General features: G+C 66.5%; 14 protein-coding genes. 4 read left to right on the forward strand and 10 right to left on the reverse strand.

Going from position 1 to position 17,592, the window contains the following annotated elements:
- Positions 1-21: 21 nt before the first annotated feature.
- Positions 22-306: a DivIVA domain-containing protein gene (locus GMOLON4_RS05740; protein ID WP_051265774.1), complete on the reverse strand. Its 285-nt coding sequence runs from the start codon at positions 304-306 to the stop codon at positions 22-24.
- Positions 307-500: 194 nt separating this feature from the next.
- Here GMOLON4_RS05740 and GMOLON4_RS05745 point away from each other — a divergent pair, with 194 nt between their 5' ends.
- Complete coding sequence (locus GMOLON4_RS05745; RefSeq protein WP_026935575.1) at positions 501-899, forward strand: Fe-S oxidoreductase; 399 nt, start codon at positions 501-503, stop codon at positions 897-899.
- 73 nt (positions 900-972) lie between these two features.
- Here the strand turns inward: GMOLON4_RS05745 and GMOLON4_RS05750 are convergent, their stop codons facing one another.
- The 3 genes from GMOLON4_RS05750 to GMOLON4_RS05760 all read right to left on the reverse strand — a co-directional run bounded on the left by GMOLON4_RS05750 (position 973) and on the right by GMOLON4_RS05760 (position 4,073).
- Positions 973-2,424, reverse strand: coding sequence for an amidase (locus GMOLON4_RS05750; protein ID WP_026935574.1), 1,452 nt, complete (start codon positions 2,422-2,424; stop codon positions 973-975).
- Positions 2,425-2,475: 51 nt separating this feature from the next.
- Positions 2,476-3,162, reverse strand: a complete 687-nt coding sequence (locus GMOLON4_RS05755; RefSeq protein WP_035731256.1) for a uracil-DNA glycosylase — start codon at positions 3,160-3,162, stop codon at positions 2,476-2,478.
- A 134-nt stretch (positions 3,163-3,296) separates the two neighbouring features.
- Positions 3,297-4,073: a type 1 glutamine amidotransferase family protein gene (locus tag GMOLON4_RS05760; RefSeq protein ID WP_026935573.1), complete on the reverse strand. Its 777-nt coding sequence runs from the start codon at positions 4,071-4,073 to the stop codon at positions 3,297-3,299.
- 201 nt (positions 4,074-4,274) lie between these two features.
- Here GMOLON4_RS05760 and GMOLON4_RS05765 point away from each other — a divergent pair, with 201 nt between their 5' ends.
- Both GMOLON4_RS05765 and metX read left to right on the forward strand, forming a co-directional pair.
- Positions 4,275-5,564, forward strand: a complete 1,290-nt coding sequence (locus tag GMOLON4_RS05765; protein WP_026935572.1) for an O-acetylhomoserine aminocarboxypropyltransferase/cysteine synthase family protein — start codon at positions 4,275-4,277, stop codon at positions 5,562-5,564.
- Between the two features lie 9 nt (positions 5,565-5,573).
- Positions 5,574-6,782 (forward strand): homoserine O-acetyltransferase MetX, encoded by a 1,209-nt coding sequence (metX, locus tag GMOLON4_RS05770; protein ID WP_026935571.1) that lies wholly within the window; start codon positions 5,574-5,576, stop codon positions 6,780-6,782.
- Here metX and GMOLON4_RS05775 read toward each other — a convergent pair.
- From GMOLON4_RS05775 to guaB1, 6 genes are read right to left on the reverse strand one after another with little or no spacing between them, the layout of a single operon-like run.
- Entirely contained in the window at positions 6,779-7,444 is a 666-nt protein-coding gene (locus tag GMOLON4_RS05775) for an STM3941 family protein (protein ID WP_026935570.1), read from the reverse strand. The two genes, metX and GMOLON4_RS05775, sit on opposite strands and share 4 nt — an antisense overlap.
- A 26-nt stretch (positions 7,445-7,470) precedes the next feature.
- Positions 7,471-8,802, reverse strand: coding sequence for a glycosyltransferase 87 family protein (locus tag GMOLON4_RS05780; RefSeq protein ID WP_051265771.1), 1,332 nt, complete (start codon positions 8,800-8,802; stop codon positions 7,471-7,473).
- A complete protein-coding gene (locus GMOLON4_RS05785; protein ID WP_051265768.1) occupies positions 8,799-9,713 on the reverse strand; it encodes an ADP-dependent NAD(P)H-hydrate dehydratase in 915 nt (304 codons plus the stop codon). The genes GMOLON4_RS05780 and GMOLON4_RS05785 overlap by 4 nt, the downstream gene beginning before the upstream one ends.
- A gap of 9 nt (positions 9,714-9,722) precedes the next feature.
- On the reverse strand, positions 9,723-10,760 hold the full coding sequence (locus GMOLON4_RS05790) for a hemolysin family protein (RefSeq protein WP_026935568.1): 1,038 nt from the start codon (positions 10,758-10,760) through the stop codon (positions 9,723-9,725).
- Positions 10,757-12,112, reverse strand: coding sequence for a hemolysin family protein (locus tag GMOLON4_RS05795; RefSeq protein WP_035731254.1), 1,356 nt, complete (start codon positions 12,110-12,112; stop codon positions 10,757-10,759). Before GMOLON4_RS05795 ends, GMOLON4_RS05790 begins: the two co-directional genes overlap by 4 nt.
- Positions 12,113-12,158: 46 nt before the next feature.
- Entirely contained in the window at positions 12,159-13,595 is a 1,437-nt protein-coding gene (gene guaB1 / locus GMOLON4_RS05800; RefSeq protein ID WP_026935567.1) for a GMP reductase, read from the reverse strand.
- 198 nt (positions 13,596-13,793) lie between these two features.
- Here guaB1 and GMOLON4_RS05805 point away from each other — a divergent pair, with 198 nt between their 5' ends.
- Positions 13,794-17,429 carry a multifunctional oxoglutarate decarboxylase/oxoglutarate dehydrogenase thiamine pyrophosphate-binding subunit/dihydrolipoyllysine-residue succinyltransferase subunit gene (locus GMOLON4_RS05805; RefSeq protein WP_181244088.1) on the forward strand — a complete coding sequence of 1,212 codons (3,636 nt, stop codon included), beginning with the start codon at positions 13,794-13,796 and terminating at the stop codon, positions 17,427-17,429.
- The last annotated feature ends 163 nt before the right edge of the window (positions 17,430-17,592 follow it).

Here is a 17,592-nt window from a genome sequence, read left to right on the forward strand (position 1 = left end):
TTCGATAAAGCTGAGGGAGAGCTAGTTATCCGTACCGCGCTCGAATTCTTGGAACGCTCGGCTGAGTCGTTCGAGGAATTGGTCCACATCGTGCGGCTCGTAACCGTCACGAAAACGTGTGGGAGCGAATTGAATTGACTGCACGGTGTTCGCAGTCACGGGCTGGCGCTCGATGGACTCTCCAGATTCGTACTTCCGAAGAGTATCCACGACTCGGTCAAGGAAGTGGTCTACTTCCCGCTGGTCGTAACCGACCGAGTACTTTGTGGCACGGAACTGCTCGTTCAGCACTTCATCACTTCGCATTACTGCCTCCGTAGATTTGGGTGCGTCCAGATCAGGACCGCTGGCAATGCTACGCCAAGAAAAGGCGTTACTGGGTATCAAAACTGACTGTTTCACAGACATTGGACCGGTCCTACAGGCAACTCGCCAACATCCGCGGTCCGTGGTATGCGCGTGCAGCCGTGCCAAAGGTCGAGAAATGGGATGATCGACGCATGATCGTTCGCCTCGCCAAGGAAATCTTCCTCGACTCCCCCGTGTCGCGCCTCGGCGCGAATTTCGCGACCGCAGTGGCGCTCGCCTACGGGGCGCCGCTCTCGACCGGGAAGATCGAGCGACACAACTCGCTCATCGTGCTTCGCGGATTGCCCCGCTGGTCGTTCAAGCGCGGTGGGGTGTGCGTCGGCCGGGTCTACCTCACCAACCAGAACGTGTCGCCGCGAGTGTTGAAGCACGAAGAGGTGCATGTTCGCCAATGGCGTCGATACGGGTTGCTTTTCCCCATCCTCTACGCGCTCGCGGGGGCGGATGCGCTCAAGAATCGTTTCGAGATCGAGGCCGGTCTCGAGGATGGCGGCTACGTGCGCCGCGGCGGCAAGCCCCGCGCTCGTTGAGTCGCCGCGCAGCGGCGTATCGAAGCGGCCTTTCGATAGCCTCCGCTACTCAAGGACCTACATTTTGGCGTAACTACCAGGTGGACGGGTGGCGGTCCTGCCACTGCAGCTCGCGCTCCAGCTCCCGCCCGAAGCGCAGGAGCGTTGACTCCGTACCCGGGCGACCGATCGCCTGCACACCCCAAGGCAGCGGGTCGACGGCGATCGGGAGCGTGATGGCGGGCAGCCCCGCCACATTGAGATAGCTCGTATACGGCGTGTACTGGCACTGCTGGATGAAATTCCGGTTCCCATCCGAGGTGTCGTACCAGCCGATTGGGCGCGGCGACATCGCGAGCGAGGGCGTGAGCACGACGTCGTAGGAGTCGTAGTCGGCAATGATCTGCCGCTCGAACCCGGAAAGCGTGCGGAGCGCCTCGACGACCGTGCGGGCCGGGAGCTTCCTGCCCTCCTCGATGATCCAGCGCGTGAGTGGCTCGATCCCGGCCAGTGTCGCGTCGTCAAGCGGCATCGCGGATGCGCCGCCCTGCCAGATCGCCCGGAACGCGCGGACATACTCGGGGAAGGGTCTCGGCTCGACCCGCTCCACGGTATGCCCGAGCCGCTCCGCGAGGCGGACCGTGTCTTCGAGCACGCCTGCCGCGCCATCGTCGAGCGTGATCTCGTAGTCGGTGGCCCACGGCGACCAGGTGTTCCAGCCAATCTTGAGTCGGCGGCTCGGTTCGTGCAGCGACTCGAGGTAGGAGCGCTCCCCGCCAGGCGCCGTGAGCGCGAACTGATCCCGCGGACGATCATCCTCGCGGCGTGGAATCATGCCGTCGAGCAGCAGCGCGACGTCCTCGATCGAGCGGCCGATCGGACCTTCGACGGCGAGGCCGGCGAGCGCATCCACCCCGGAACCGCCGGGCACCCGCCCGCGCGAGGGCTTGAGGCCGACGAGGCCGCAGGCCGCGGCGGGGATGCGGATCGAGCCGCCGCCGTCGCTGCCCGGGGCGAACGGGAGGAGTCCGGCCGCGACTGAGACTGCGGCTCCGCCCGAGGATCCGCCCGGCCCGCGCGAGGTGTCCCACGGGTTTCGCGCGACGCCGCCCTCGAGGAGGTTTTCGGTATAACTCGGAAAGCCGAACTCCGGGGTGTTGGTCTTGCCGAGCGAGACTCCCCCGGCCGCGTCCATCGCGAGCGGCGTCGCGGAGGTCTCGGTTGGGACATACCCGACCATCGCGCGCGAACCATAGGTCGTCGGGACTCCGGCGCGATCGGTGAGGTCCTTGTCACCGAACGGCATCCCCCACAGCGGCGCGGCGTGCAGGTCGCTGGCCGCCTCGTCGCCCGCATCCCGCTGCGTATCGAGCTGCTCGGCGCGCTCCCGAGCGGCATCGGTCGTCACGGTTATGAAGCCGCGCAGCTCGTCGTTTTTCGCCGCGATTCGATCGAGGTAGTGGTCCACCAGCTCGAGGCTTCGAAGCTCACCCGAGGCGAGCATCCGACGCTGTGTCACGGCCGAGAGATCATGCAGTTCGCTCATGCCGCCAACCATAGCCACCGACTCCGAGACCGCGCCCAGCCCTGCGCTGCGCTAGCCTTCGACGCGCCAGTCGATTGGTGACGCACCCTGTGCCTCGAGCAGGGAGTTCGCTTGCGAGAACGGCCGCGAGCCGAAGAATCCGCGCGACGCCGAGAGCGGTGAGGGATGCGCGGACTCGATCGCGGGCACGTCGCCGAGAAACGCGCGCGCCTTCCGCGCGTCGTTGCCCCACAGGATCGCCACGAGCGGGCCGCCACGCGCAGCGAGCCCGCGCAGCGCGCATTCGGTGATTGCCTCCCACCCCTTGCCGCGGTGCGATGCGGCTGCGCCGGGCTGTACCGTCAGGGAGCGATTGAGCAGCAGGATGCCCTGCCCACTCCAGCGGGTCAGGTCACCGTGCGGAGCTGGCGGGATGCCGAGATCGTCCTGGAGCTCGCGATAGATATTCGTGAGCGAGCGCGGGATGGGCCGTACGTCGCGATCGACCGCGAACGAGAGCCCGATGGCGTGCCCCGGCGTCGGGTACGGGTCCTGCCCGACCACGACGACCCGCACATCCGCGAGCGGCTGCGCGAACGCGCGCAAGACGTTCTCCCCCGCGGGCAGGTACCCGCGACCGGCAGCGTTCTCGGCGCGCAAGAAGTCGCCCATCGCGGCAAGCTCGGGTGCCACGGGTTCGAGCACGCCGGCCCAGCCCGCATCCATTCGGCCGGAGGAGACGAGTTCGGCAAGGTTCATGATCGTACGCAACGTTTCGAGGTGGGACTGCTCAGAGTTAGGTGTTCGGGATGGGGCGACTCGGCGTCTGGGCGTCGCGTCGTTGTCCGGTGTCGGCAGCGTCGGCAGCGTCGGCTCGACGCGAGTCGGCGGCGCTATTCAGCGTCAGCGTCGTCGTCGTCGTCCTCGGCAGTGTCCTCGTCGTTCCCCGCGCGTGACGAGGTGACGGTCACACCGCCCGCGTCGCCGACGACGTGCCACAGCGAGCCGGTGCCGAACAGCTCGATGCCGGCCTCGGAGATGTCGAGCGCGGTGCCCTCATCCAGCGCGAGGATGCGGTCGGCAAGCCCCGCCTCGCAGCAAGCCACCGCGAGGCCCACGATTCCGCGCTGGGCCGCGTGCGAAAGCACCGTGAGGTCGACGAGGCCGAGGCCCTGCTCGACCCGAACCTCGCCCGAGATCGCACTGTCGCCGGGCAGGTTGGGCGCGATCTGGACGCCCCCGATTTCGGTGCCGCCAAGGATCGCGACCTCGGAGGCGACCGCGGCACCGCCGCCGATGCCCAAGAACGGCACCTGCTCGTGGACGAGGCGACGGACGTCGGTGACGCGGCTCGAGAGCGCGGAAAGAATCGCGAGCGGCTGACCGTCGGCGATCACGATGCCGTCGGCGGTGAGGAGCTCCCCACCGTCGAATCCCTCGGTGACGGAACCCGCCGCATCCACCGACGCGACCACCGGAATGAGCTCGATCCCGAGCCCGGCAAACAGCGCCTCGGTCGCGCGCAGCTGCGCTTCCGGCTGCGCCGCGGCGGCCACCACCGCGACCTTCGCGGATGACGACCCCGCGCGCGCGTCGATTTGTGCAACGAATCTCTCGGCGATCGGGCGCAGTGCCTCGATCTCGCCGCCTCCGGCCAGCAGAATACTCACCCGCATATCGTGTCATGGATGCGTCGTGGGCAGGTGTCATGAATGCGTCATGGGCAGGTGTCATGGATGCGTCGTGGGCAGGTGTCATGGATGCGTCGTCACGTTACGCAGGGAGTTGGGCTGTGCCGGGATGCGGGGCAAGATTGAGCCTGTGCGCTTTGCGCCGCCAACCAACGTGCCATCAACCGAAGAGGAAGTCCGATGACCGAGCGCTTTGAAACCTTGCAGGTCCATGCCGGGGCCCAGACCGACCCCACCACCAACTCGGTAATTACGCCGATCTACAACACGACCGCCTACGCGTTCAACTCGGCCGAGCACGCGGCGAACCTGTTCGCGCTCACCGAGTCGGGCAACATCTACACGCGCATCATGAACCCGACGACCGACGTGCTCGAGAAGCGCGTCGCCGCGCTCGAGGGCGGCACCGCGGCGCTCGCGGTCTCGTCGGGGCAGTCCGCGGCACTCCTCGCGGTGCTGAACATCGCGGGTGCGGGCGACCACCTCGTCGTATCCTCGTCCATCTACGGCGGCACGTTCAACCTCTTTAAGTACACGCTCGGCCGCCAGGGCATCGATGTCACATTCGTGCGCGACCAGCAGGATGCGGCTGAGTGGCAGGCTGCCATCAAGCCGAACACGAAGCTGTTCTTCGCCAAGTCGATCGGTAACCCGTCGATCAACGTGCTCGACATCGAGCTCGTCTCCGGCGTGGCGCACGAAGCAGGCCTCCCGCTCATCGTCGACAACACCGTCGCGAGCCCGTACCTCACCCGCCCGTTTGAGCACGGTGCCGACATCGTCGTCCACTCAGCGACGAAGTACCTCGGCGGCCACGGCTCGGTTGTGGGCGGCGTCATCGTCGACGGCGGTAAGTTCCCGTGGAGCCAGCACGTCGAGCGCTTCCCCGGCCTCACCGAGCCCGACGTCACGTACAACGGTCTCAGCTACACCGGCGCGCTCGGCGACAGCATCGCGTTCATCATGAAGGCCCGCGTGCAGCTGCTGCGCGACATGGGTACCTCGATCGCGCCGCAGTCGGCCTGGCAGATCATCCAGGGCATCGAGACGCTCAGCCTGCGCATGGAGCGCCACGTGCAGAACGCGCAGGCGATCGCGGAGTGGCTCGAGGAGCACCCCAACGTCGTCAACGTGAACTACCCGGGCCTCGAGTCGAGCCACAACCACGAGCTCGCGAAGAAGTACGCACCTAAGGGCGCGTCGGCGCTCCTCACGTTCGAGGTCGCGGGCGGCCTCGACGCCGGCAAGCGCGTCGTCGAGGGTGTGGACCTCTTCAATCACGTCGTGAACATCGGCGATGTCCGCTCGATCATCACGCACCCTGCCTCGACCACTCATGCGCAGCTCAGCCCCGAGGCGCAGCTCGAGGCTGGCGTCACCCCGGGGCTCATCCGCCTGTCGGTCGGTATCGAGCACATCGACGACCTGATCGCCGACCTCGAGCAGGCAATCGGCTCCGCAGCGAACTAGGCTGTCCCAATGCAGTGGAGTGACTCACTTTTTCGGGAGAGCAATGCCTTCGGCTCGGAGTTGCCGGGCTCGCGGCGAGTCGCGTCCACGATCCGCCCTCCAGCCACGGGTGCGTGGCTGGAGGGCGACAACCCCGGCCAACGGAAGTTCGTCTCGGTCGGGGATTTCGAGTTTGAACACGGCGGTTCGGTGCCGGTGCGCATCGCGTACGAGACGTGGGGCGAGCTCAATGCCGACGCCTCGAACGCGGTGCTTGTCCTGCACGCGCTGACGGGTGACTCGCACGTCGAGGGTTCAGTCGGACCCGGGCACCCAACCGCGGGGTGGTGGCCTGGACTAATCGGCTCCGACCAGCCGCTCGACCCGACGAAATACTTCATCATCGCGCCGAACATGCTCGGCGGCTGCCAGGGCACTACAGGGCCTGCCTCGATCTCCCCCGAAGGCACCGAGTGGGGCGCACGCTTCCCCCGCACGACGATTCGCGACCAGGTCCGCGCGCAGGCACTCCTCGTGGATGCGCTGGGCATTGACCACCTCGTCGCGGTCCTCGGCGGCTCAATGGGCGGGATGCACACCCTCGAGTGGGGCGTCATGTTCGGCGATCGGGTCGACAAGCTCGCGATACTCTCGGCCCCGCCGGTCATCGACGCCATGACGATCGCGCAAAACACGCTGCAGGCGGATGCGATCCGACTCGATCCCGGCTGGTCCGACGGCGAGTACTACGACGCGGCCTCAGGCGACGGCCCGAACCGCGGCCTCGCGCTCGCGCGTCGCCTCGCGATGCTGATGTACCGCTCGGACACCGAGCTGGATGATCGCTTCGGCCGATCCTGGCAATCAGCACTTGCGCCAGACCAGGGCCACGGGCGCTACGCGGTCGAGTCGTACCTCGACTTCCACGGGAACCGGTTCACGCGCCGCTTCGACGCGAACAGCTACATCACGCTCACCACCGCGATGAACACGCACGACGTCGGTCGCGACCGCGGCGGGGTGGATGCGGCCCTCGCCACGATCCAGAACGAGACGCTCGTTGTCGGTATCGATACCGACACGCTCTTCCGGGTCGAGACGCAGCACCGCATCGCGGCGGGCATCCCGAACTCCATCACCGGCGATAACGCCTACGTGATCGAGTCGCCGTTCGGCCATGACGGATTCCTGCTCGAACTCCCAGAGGTCTCGGCGGCGCTCGCCCGCGTACTGAGCTAGCTGGCTAGGCGGACGGCGCCCTGCGTCACCGCGGGAATCGCTTCGACCAGGTCGTCAGGCGAAGCCTTGAGGTTGTTGAGCGCGACGGCGTGAATCGGGCCGTACATCCGATGGTTTGCGGCGAACGCCATCTGCTTGAGTTTGTTCGTGCCAATGTAGCTCTTGAATCGCTCCGGATCCGTGAGCACGAAGACGAGAAATCGCTGCCGGCTGATGGTCATGAACGCGAAGGCCTGCACTTCTGTCCATGGCACCAGGCCGTTCGGCGCCGCGCTCGACGTGCGCTCCGCGAAGCCCTCCGGGCGGAGTTCCAGGCCGGGACGCTTGCCGTTGCGGACGAAGTTTCGGATGATCTCGAACAATCCCAGGCCGAAGAGGAGCACACCGATCGGCCCGACGATGAGCGCGGTGATTCGCCGACCGTTGTCGCGTCCCGATAATGCACCGGGCTCTACGCCCAAGGCCCAGAAGAAGAGCAACGCCGACACCACGACGAACAGCACGGCGAGTACCATGAGCCCGATGATTTTCCCGCGCTTCAGCTGGTAGAAGTACCCCGGCCTCTCGCCACCTGGTCGTGATGTCGCTTGGCCTTCGCCGTGCGTGTTGTTCGGAGCGCCTGCAACGGGCGAGTACTCGTGGGGTCGCGAATGATCGGTCATATCTTCGACCCTATGGGGGTCCACAATCATTTGCGTCGGTCGGTGGTGCCCCGAAGCATCCTGCGCCCGGCTGAAACCTCTCTCGGCCCGGATGGCCACATCCGCCACACCGAGGCGACGAGCAGCCCCAGCACGAGCAGGTTGCGCACCAGCAGCGTCATGACGGCCCACGGCACCCCGGCCGTGACCCAGCCGTAGTACCACGGGTAAATAATCTGGGTGAGCGCCGCTATTGTGAGGCTCACGAGCGCGAGCCAGCGGAACCAGCGGCCGTCCCAAAGCAGCCCGATGATGATGACCGGCGCGAGCCAGGTGAAGAACTGGGGTGAGCCGACCTTGTTCACGAGGATGAAGGTGGCCACGAGCGCGAGCGTCAGGGACGGGAACGCGCGTGCCAAGCGAGTGCCAGCCAGTTTCGCGAGGATCGCGTACACGAGCAGCGCGCCCATGACCACGAACATGAGCGGCGTCAGGATCTCGGAGAATAACTGCGTTCCGGGGCCGGTGATCTGCATCGTGAGGATCTCGCGGTTGAACGCCACGCTGTAGCCCTCGACGCCCGCGGCACTCAGGGCCAACAGGATGCTCGCCGCGAACGACTCGACCTGCAGGCCGCGACCGGTCTGCCCGGTGATGAAGCTCGCGAGGTTGTCGATCGACCACCCCGGCACGAACAGCATGATCGGCACGAGCACGACCGCGCAGGCGAGCAGCGCGCCAACCACGAGGCGCCAGCGCCGACGCAGCAGCACGAATGCCGCTGCGAACGGCGCCGCAGGCCAGATCTTGAGCCACGCGCCGAACGTAAACGCGAAGCCGGACGCCACCGTGCGTTCCCGAATCGTCACGAGCGCGATGATCACGATTGGCACGGTGATCGCATCGATGCGCCCGATACCGATCGGCCCGATCGCGACCATGAACGCGACCCAGAACCAGGCGGTGACCCGGCGCATCCTCGCCCCGAACCCGAGCTGCCGCCGGAACGTCAGCCACCACAGCGCGAAGAGGTTCAGCGCGAGCACGATCACGACCCACGCTTGCGTGTAGTGCTTGTGCCCGCCGAGCACGTCCGCGAGCCACATCGGGAGGAGCGACGCGACCGGGTACACAAACGGTTCGTGGATGCCCGGAATCGAGCCGCTCAGCGTCGCGTGATCGAGCCAGCCGCGATACACGCTCGTCACGTCGTTGAGCGGGGTTGAGGCGTGCCACGACCCGACCCACGCGTAGAGCACGTGCACGAGCGCCATCGCGAGCCAGATCATGGCGTTCTCGAGGGTGATCGCGAGGCGGTGGCGCCTCGAGTAGCTGTGGACCGCGGATGTTACGAGCGGCTTGGCAGGAGCGTCGTTCACCGGGCCAGCACCGCGGCGATCACGGTGGGGATCGCTTCGGCCACGTCGAGGGCGAGGATGGGGGCACCGATGGGCCCGGCGAGCAGTTCTTCGGCCGGCGCGCACATCGCGGCGTGCGGCGGCTGCGCGCCCGCGTTGCGCTGCGCGGCGAGCCATCCGGCCCGGCCGTGCAGCCACACCGCGGCGGCCGCATCCAACGCGAGGTTCGCATCCTCCCCACGCGCGTGCCGCGCCGCGAGGATGCTCCCCAACAGGCCCGCGAGCACGTCGCCAGTGCCGGCCGTCGATAGCCAGGACGTCGGCGCCACCACGCGAAAGCGCGCATCCGCGCTCGCGACGTGCGTGGCTGCGCCCTTCAGCAGCACGGTGCAGCGAAGGGCGTCGGCCGCGAGGGACGCGGCGTGGGCCGGGTCGGCCTCGATGTCCTCACGCGAAAGCTCGGAAATCTCGAGCCGCTTGAACAGCGCAGCGAGTTCACCGGCGTGCGGGGTGATGACCGTCTCGCTCAGCCCGGGCGTCACGAAGGTGAGCGCGCCCGCATCCACCACCGCGGGATACGCGGACCGCCGCGGCTTCGGCATGAGTTCCTGGCGCTCATCCTCACGAATATCGGGGATGCCCGAGCCAATCACGAGCGAATCGCAGCGGCCCAGCCCGCGCACGACTTCGGGCCTTGCGGCAAGCACCGCGCGTCCGACGCGCTCCGGGCCGGTGTAGCGAATCATGCCCGCGCCGGCGCGGCCCGCGGCCTGTGCGCTGAGCACCGCCGCGCCCGGATAGGTCTGCGAGCCGGTCGCGAGCAGTACGACCCCACGGGTGTACTTGTTGTCGCTCGCACCGGGTGTCTGAAGCACCGAGCGCAGGTCGTCGAGAGAAATGTCACGCCACGTTGGGGTCGTCGCTTGTGCCATGCGCCTACCCTAGCGCCGCGCGGTTGCGTCGCGGACCTCGCCGACGAGCTCTTCGATGACGTCCTCAAGGAAAAGGATGCCGAGGGTCTTTCCCGACTTATCGATCACGCGGGCGAGGTGCTTACCCGTGCGGCGAAGCGAGGCGAGCGCATCCTCGAGTTCGGTGCCGACGTACATCGAGGTCAGCGAGCGCACGTCCTCCGCCGGGATCGGCTCGTCGTACAACGAATCTTCGCGCCCGATGAGGTCCTTGAGGTGGACGTAGCCGACCGGCTCGCCGTCGTGCGCGATGATGTACCGCGAGAAGCCCTTCTCGGCCACGGCGCGCTGCACGTCGTGCGGCGTCGCGCCCTCGTCGAGGAGGTAGATGTTCTCAATCGACACTGCGACCTCGCCGACCTTTTTCGTCGTGAACTCGAACGTGTTCGAGAGCGTGCCCGCCTCGTCGGTCAGCACGCCCTCGCGCTTCGACTGCTCGACGATGACCGCCACCTCGTCGAACGTGTAGGTGCTCGTCGCCTCGCTCTTCGGCGTGACCCCGAACGCGCGCAGCACGAGGTTCGCGACCTCGTTCAGGAACCAGATGACGGGGTTGAAGATGCGGGCGATGAACACGAGCGGAGGGGCGAGGATGAGCACGGCGCGATCCGGGATCGAGAACGCGATGTTCTTCGGCACCATTTCGCCGAACACCACGTGCAGGTAGGTCACGAGCACCAGCGTGATCACGAACCCAATGACATTGACCCACTCGGTGCTCATGCCCGTCCACGCGAGCGGGCCGACGAGCAGGTGGTGGATAGCAGGCTCGGAGACGTTCAGGATGAGCAGCGAACAGACCGTGATGCCGAGCTGCGAGGTCGCGAGCATCAGCGTCGCGTGCTCCATCGCGAACAGCGCGGTTTGCGCGGCTTTCGAACCCTGCTCGGCGCGCGGTTCGATCGAGCTGCGGCGGGCGGTGATCACCGCAAATTCGGCCGCGACGAAGAAGGCATTAATCGCCAGCAGGACTACGAGCCAGACGATGCCAATGAAGTCGGAGCTCATGCGCGCGCTCCCTTCTCGTCAGCTTCCCGCTCGCGGCGGATGCGTTCCTCGCGCGTCTCGTAGGTATCGTTCGGGATGAACCGGATGCGGCTAATGCGTCGGCCTTCCATTTCTTCGACGGTGAGGGTGCCCTCGTTCACGGAAATCTGGTCGCCCACCGCGGGGACGCGCGCCAGCTGATGCATCATGAACCCGGCAACGGTCTCGTAGGGGCCGTCCTCGTCGATGTCGATGTTGAGGCGATCGCGCAACTCGTCTGGCCGGAGCAGTCCGTCAAAGCTGATGCGGTCGCGCGTGCGAATGATGTCGACGTGGGCGTGGTCGTGCTCGTCGACGAGCTCGCCCACGATCTCCTCGACCAGGTCCTCGAGCGTGACGATGCCCGCGGTCCCGCCGTACTCATCCAGCACGATCGCGAGCTGGTAGCCCTCGCCGCGCAACTCGCCGAGCAGCGCATCCAGCTCGATCGTCTCGGGCACAAACACGGCGTCGGTCTTGATCGCGCCGACCGGCACCCCGGAGCGGCGCTCACGCGGCACGGCCACGGCGTACTTGAGGTGCGCGACGCCGATGACGTCGTCGATGTCCTCCCCGATCACGGGGAAGCGCGAGAAACCGGTCTGGTCGGCGAGCCGGATGAGCTCCTCCACCGAGGCGTCGGAGGCAATCACGGTCACGCGGGGCCTCGGCGTCATGACCTCGTCGGCCGTGTGCTCGCTGAAGCGGAGCGTGCGGTTGAGCAGCACGGCCTTGTCGGTATCGAGCACCCCGACGAGCGCGCTGCGGCGCACGAGGCTCGAGAGCTCCTCCGCGGTGCGCGCGCCGGACAGCTCTTCCTTGGGCTCGATGCCCATGCGGCGGATGAGCCAGTTTGCGGAATTGTTCAGGGCCTTGACCGGGACGCGAAACACGGCGGTGAACGCGTTCTGCACCGGCACGACGACCTTCGCGAGGGTATCGGGCAGCGCGAGCGCAAAGTTCTTGGGGATGAGTTCGCCGACGACCATCGAGAGGAATGTCGCGACCACCATCGCGATGATGGCCCCGACGCTGCTCACCCAGTCTTCGCTGACGCCGATCGATAGCAGCCAGTCACCCAGGAGCGACGTGATCGCCGGCTCCATCGTGTAGCCGGTGAGGAGCGTCGTGAGCGTGATGCCGAGCTGGGCGCTCGACAGGTGCGTCGAGGTTTCCTTCAGCGCGTTAATGACCGGCGTAAGCCGCTTCTCGCCCTTGGCCCGACGGGCCTCGAGCTCGTGGCGGTCAAGATTGACGAGCGTGAACTCGGTCGCGACGAAAATACCGGTTCCGACACAAAGCAGAAAACCGACGGCCAGCAGTATCCAGTCCATAGTTAGCGCACAGTCTACGGGAGCGACGGAACCTCGAATGCCAGCGCTACCAGGAAACCGGCAGTGGCTTGCCTTCCTCGTAGCCAGCCGCCGACTGGATACCGACCTTGGCTCGTTCGGCGAACTCCGCGAGGTTGCCAGCCCCGGCGTAGGTGCAGCTCGAGCGGACGCCGGTTGTGATGATGTCGATCAGGTCGTCGACGCTCGGCAGGTTCGGGTCCATGAGGATGGTCGAGTTCGAGATGCCTTCCGCGAAGAGCATCTTCCGCGCCCGCTCGTACGCGTCCAGCTTCCCGAACCGCTCCGTGACCGCGCGAGTCGAGGCCATGCCGAAGGACTCCTTATACAGGCGACCCGATTCATCCGTCTTCGCGACGCCGGGCGCCTCGCAGGTGCCCGCGAACCAGGAGCCAATCATCACGGCGCTGCCGCCCGCGGCGAGGGCCAGGGCGACGTCGCGCGGATAGCGCACGCCACCGTCCGCCCACACGCCCGCCCGGTGCGTGCGAGCCGTCTCGGCGCATTCGAGGACGGCCGAGAATTGCGGCCGGCCGACCGCGGTCATCATGCGCGTCGTGCACATCGCGCCGGGACCGACGCCCACCTTCACGATGTCGGCGCCCGCATTGACGAGGTCGCGCGTGCCCGCAGAGGACACGACGTTGCCCGCGACGATGGGAAGTCCCAGTTCCGCCTCGCGCACCGCCGTAATTGCCTTGAGCATAGAACCCTGATGCCCGTGCGCGGTGTCGAGCACGAGCACATCCGCGCCCGCCTCTTGCAGCACCTTCGCGCGGGACACGATGTCGCCGTTGATCCCGAGCGCGGCCGCGACCCGAAGGCGACCCTGGTCGTCGAGATTCGGGCGATAGAGCGTCGAGCGAAGCGCATCCCGCCGCGACAGCGCGCCGACAAGCTCGCCATCCTGCTCCACCGCGACGAACTTCTCCGGGACCTCCTCGAGGCGATCGAAGGCGATTCGCGCATCCCGCAACTCCTCTGCGGCCATCATCGGGGCCGCGAGGTGCCCCAGGTCGGCGAGGTGCGCATCCTCGGGGATGCGCTCGAGCCGGAACGCCTCGAGGATCAGCCTCGTCTCCCCCGCCTCCTGGACGGCGATGGTCTGCCCCTTCACTGCGGGTACTCGGCTCAGGACCTCTGCGACCGTGGCGCTGCCGTCGAAGGCGAACGGCGCCGTCCAGATCGGATGCTGCGATTTGACCCACGCGAGCCCGGCAACCAGATCGGCCTCGTCGAGATCCTGCGGCAATACGGCCAGCCCACCGCGGCGCGCCATCGCGCTCGCCATTCTGGGCCCCGTCACCGAGTTCATGTTGCTCGCGACGAGTGGAATCTGCATCCCCGTCTCGTCGTTCGTCGCGAGGTCGACACCGAGCCGCGAACCGACCTCTGAACGGGAAGGAATGAGGAACACATCCGAGTACGTCAAGTCGTGCTGAGGCTGCTGACCATAGAACTGCATGCCACAACCCTATTGCGTCCCGCGATTACGCCAGCGGAGATCGTGCCCTGCACGTTCAGTTTCGCCAAATTATCGGGCTATGCTGGTTGCTCGAGAGCGCCGAAGTTCACTTCACTTCCGGGCCCGTAATCGAGAAGCAGAAAAGGCGGCGATTCACGAGTGTCGACCCCCACATCCGGACTGGAAACCCCCAGTAACATGCCTGACTACGGAGCCAATGACTGGCTCGTAGCGGAGATGTACGCGAAGTTCCAAGAGGACAAAAACAGCGTTGATGAGGCCTGGTGGCCCACCCTCGAACGCTACGACGCTGCACAAAAACAGCAGCGAAACGGGACCACCACGGCAACACAGGTGAAGGCGCCGCCGGCACCGCCCGCGGCCCCTACGGGAGAGCCAGGCAAGACGCAGGCGAAGACGACGGCACGGCCGGCCCGCCAGCAGCCCATCCCCGCCGAGGCACCGACCGCGAAGAAGGAATCGGCACCCGAGCGCCAGGCCACAGTCGAACCGCTCAAGGGCATGTCGAAGGCCATCGCCAAGAACATGGACATCTCGCTCGAGATTCCGACGGCGACGAGCTACCGCGAGATTCCCGCGAAGCTGATGATCGACAACCGCATCGTCATCAACAACCACCTGCGCCGCACCCGCGGTGGCAAGATCTCGTTCACCCACATGCTCGGGTACGCGATCGTGCAGGCGCTCAAGATGTTCCCGAGCCAGAACGTCTACTACGACATCGTCGACGGCAAGCCGACCATGGTCACCCCGGCGCACATCAACCTCGGCATCGCGATCGACGTCTCGAATAAGGACGGTTCGCGCGGCCTCGTCGTCCCCAGCATCAAGCAGGCGGAGGACATGAACTTCCGCGAGTTCGTGGATGCGTACGAGCAGCTCATCGCGAAGGGCCGCAAGGGCACACTCACCGCCGCAGACCACGGCGGCGCCACGATCTCGCTCACCAACCCCGGTGGCATCGGTACCGTGCAGTCGGCGCCGCGCCTCACCAAGGGTCAGGGTGCGATCATCGGTGCCGGCGCGCTCGACTACCCGTCGGCGTTCCAGGGTATGGCGCAGGAGACCATCGACCAGATGGCGATCTCGAAGCGCATGACCGTGTCATCGACCTACGACCACCGCGTGATTCAGGGCGCGGGTTCGGGCGAGTTCCTCAAGATCGTCTCGGAGCTCCTCACCGGCGGACACAACTTCTACGAGGAAATCTTCTCCTCGCTGCGCATCCCCTACCGCCCGATCAAGTGGTCGAAGGACGTCCACGTCGACCTCGCCTCGGCGGTCAACAAGACCGCGCGCGTGCAGCAGGTCATCAACATGTACCGCGTCCGCGGTCACATGATGGCGGACATCGATCCCCTCGAGTACGTGCAGCGCACGCACCCGGACCTCGAGATCGAGTCGCACGGCCTGACCTTCTGGGACCTCGAGCGCGAGTTCGTCACCGCGGGCTTCGGCACGAAGCGCATGATGAAGCTGCGCGACATCCTCGGTATCCTGCGCGACACGTACTGCCGCACGATCGGCATCGAGTACATGCACATCCAGGACCCGGGCCAGCGCGCCTGGTTCCAGTCTGAGCTCGAGCACCCCTACGTTCCCCCGACGCACGAAGAGCAGCTGCGCATCCTGCGCAAGCTCAACGAGGCCGAGGCCTTCGAGACCTTCCTGCAGACCAAGTACGTCGGTCAGAAGCGTTTCTCGCTGGAGGGCTCGGAGTCGGTCATCGCGCTGCTCGACCAGATCGCAGCGGATGCGACCGAGGCCGAGCTTTCCGAGGTCGCGATCGGCATGGCCCACCGCGGCCGCCTCAACGTCCTCACGAACATCGCCGGGAAGACCTACAACCAGGTCTTCCGCGAGTTCGAGGGCGCCAAGGCCGGCAAGGTCACGGGTACCGGTGACGTCAAGTACCACCTCGGTATCGAGGGTACGTACACGGCCCCCGACGGCCGCGAGATGCCGATCTACCTCGCCGCGAACCCCTCGCACCTCGAAGCGGTCGACGGTGTGCTCGAAGGTATCGTCCGCGGTAAGCAGGACCGCTACGGCGAGCGCAACTACTCGGTGCTTCCCGTCCTCGTGCACGGCGACGCCGCGATGTCCGGCCAGGGTATCGTCTACGAGACCCTGCAGATGTCGCAGCTGCGCGGCTACCGCACCGGCGGCACGATCCACGTGATCATCAACAACCAGGTCGGATTCACGACGACGCCGCAGGACGGCCGCACCTCGATGTACGCGTCGGATGTCGCCAAGGCGATTCAGGCGCCGATCTTCCACGTGAACGGTGACGACCCCGAGGCGGTCGCCCGCGTCGGCCAGCTGGCGTTCAAGTACCGCCAGGAGTTCAACAGCGACGTCGTGATCGACCTCGTGTCCTACCGCCGCCGCGGCCACAACGAGGGCGACGACGCGTCGATGACGCAGCCGCTCATGTTCGACCTCATCGAGGCGAAGCGCTCGGTGCGTCGCATCTACGCCGACAACCTCGTCGGCCGTGGCGACCTGTCGATCGAAGAGTACGAGACGGCGCAGGCCGAGTTCCACGGCGAACTCGAGAAGGCTTTCGCCGAAACGCACAACGCGCACACCGAGTCCATCACGGCGGCCGAGCTGTCGACGGTCGGTTCGCGCGAATCGCAGATCGCATCCGTGCCCGAGACCACCGGCGTCAACCGCGAACTCGTCGAGGCGATCGGCGACGCGCACCAGAACGTGCCCGAGGGCTTTACGGTGCACCCGAAGCTGCAGCGCGTCTTGGATGCGCGGTTCCGGATGACCCGCGAGGGCGGGATCGACTGGGCCTTCGGCGAGTTGCTCGCGCTCGGTTCGCTACTGACCGAGGGCACGCCCGTGCGGTTCTCCGGTCAGGACTCGCGCCGCGGTACCTTCACGCAGCGCCACGCGCTGCTGCACGACCGCCTCACCGACCAGAACTGGCTGCCGCTGCAGAACATCCAGGACAACCAGGCGCGCTTCTCGATCTACGACTCGCTCTTGAGCGAGTACGCCGTGCTCGGCTTCGAGTATGGGTACTCGGTCGAGCGTCCGGATGCACTCGTGCTCTGGGAGGCGCAGTTCGGTGACTTCGTCAACGGCGCGCAGACCATCATCGACGAGTTCATCTCGTCCGGCGAGCAGAAGTGGTCGCAGCACTCGAGCGTCGTCATGCTGCTCCCCCACGGCTACGAGGGCCAGGGCCCCGACCACTCGTCCGGCCGGATCGAGCGCTTCCTGACGCTCGCCGCGCAGGACAACATGACGGTGTCGATGCCGTCCACCCCGGCGAACTACTTCCACCTGCTTCGCCGTCAGGCGTACGCGCGCCCGCGCAAGCCGCTCGTGGTGTTCACCCCGAAGTCGATGCTGCGTCTGCGCGGCGCGACCTCGTTCGTGGAAGACTTCACCTCGGGTCGCTTCCGCCCGGTCCTCGACGACACGCGCATCACGGATACCGCAGCCGTGCGCCGCGTCGTAATCCACTCGGGCAAGCTGCACTACGACCTCAAGCAGCAGCTTGAGAAGAACGGTGACACCTCGATCGCGCTCGTGCGCCTCGAGCAGTACTACCCGCTGCCCCTCGAGGAGCTGCAGGGCGTACTGGCCCGCTACCCGAACGCCGAGCTCGTCTGGGCGCAGGAAGAGCCGGCGAACCAGGGCGCGTGGCCGTTCCTGCAGTCGTCGCTCCTGCCGCACCTCGACCGTCCGGTGCGCGGCGTGACCCGTCCCGAGGCCTCCGCGCCTTCGGTCGGCACGATGAAGGCACACCAGCAGCAGCAGGCGGATGTGATCAGCGCCGCGATCAGCTAGCTAGCCCGCAGGCATGCAGAAGGCCGCCTCCCGATTCGGGAGGCGGCCTTCTTGCTGTAGCTCGTTGAGTAGCGCAGCGTATCGAAACGCTCGTTGAGTAGCGCAGCGTATCGAAACGCGCCCTGCGATACGCGGTTACGCCGCTACTCAGGGACCGGCCAAA

The sequence above is a fragment of the Gulosibacter molinativorax genome (assembly GCF_003010915.2).
Classification (GTDB): Bacteria; Actinomycetota; Actinomycetes; order Actinomycetales; family Microbacteriaceae; genus Gulosibacter; species Gulosibacter molinativorax.

What these genes read in the sequence shown, in the direction of transcription:
- GMOLON4_RS05740 (WP_051265774.1), bottom strand. Translation starts at nt 306, where the DNA reads ATGCGAAGTGATGAAGTGCTGAACGAGCAGTTCCGTGCCACAAAGTAC.
- GMOLON4_RS05745 (WP_026935575.1), top strand. Translation starts at nt 501, where the DNA reads ATGATCGTTCGCCTCGCCAAGGAAATCTTCCTCGACTCCCCCGTGTCG.
- GMOLON4_RS05750 (WP_026935574.1), bottom strand. Translation starts at nt 2,424, where the DNA reads ATGAGCGAACTGCATGATCTCTCGGCCGTGACACAGCGTCGGATGCTC.
- GMOLON4_RS05755 (WP_035731256.1), bottom strand. Translation starts at nt 3,162, where the DNA reads ATGAACCTTGCCGAACTCGTCTCCTCCGGCCGAATGGATGCGGGCTGG.
- GMOLON4_RS05765 (WP_026935572.1), top strand. Translation starts at nt 4,275, where the DNA reads ATGACCGAGCGCTTTGAAACCTTGCAGGTCCATGCCGGGGCCCAGACC.
- metX (WP_026935571.1), top strand. Translation starts at nt 5,574, where the DNA reads ATGCAGTGGAGTGACTCACTTTTTCGGGAGAGCAATGCCTTCGGCTCG.
- GMOLON4_RS05775 (WP_026935570.1), bottom strand. Translation starts at nt 7,444, where the DNA reads ATGACCGATCATTCGCGACCCCACGAGTACTCGCCCGTTGCAGGCGCT.
- GMOLON4_RS05785 (WP_051265768.1), bottom strand. Translation starts at nt 9,713, where the DNA reads ATGGCACAAGCGACGACCCCAACGTGGCGTGACATTTCTCTCGACGAC.
- GMOLON4_RS05790 (WP_026935568.1), bottom strand. Translation starts at nt 10,760, where the DNA reads ATGAGCTCCGACTTCATTGGCATCGTCTGGCTCGTAGTCCTGCTGGCG.
- GMOLON4_RS05795 (WP_035731254.1), bottom strand. Translation starts at nt 12,112, where the DNA reads ATGGACTGGATACTGCTGGCCGTCGGTTTTCTGCTTTGTGTCGGAACC.
- guaB1 (WP_026935567.1), bottom strand. Translation starts at nt 13,595, where the DNA reads ATGCAGTTCTATGGTCAGCAGCCTCAGCACGACTTGACGTACTCGGAT.
- GMOLON4_RS05805 (WP_181244088.1), top strand. Translation starts at nt 13,794, where the DNA reads ATGCCTGACTACGGAGCCAATGACTGGCTCGTAGCGGAGATGTACGCG.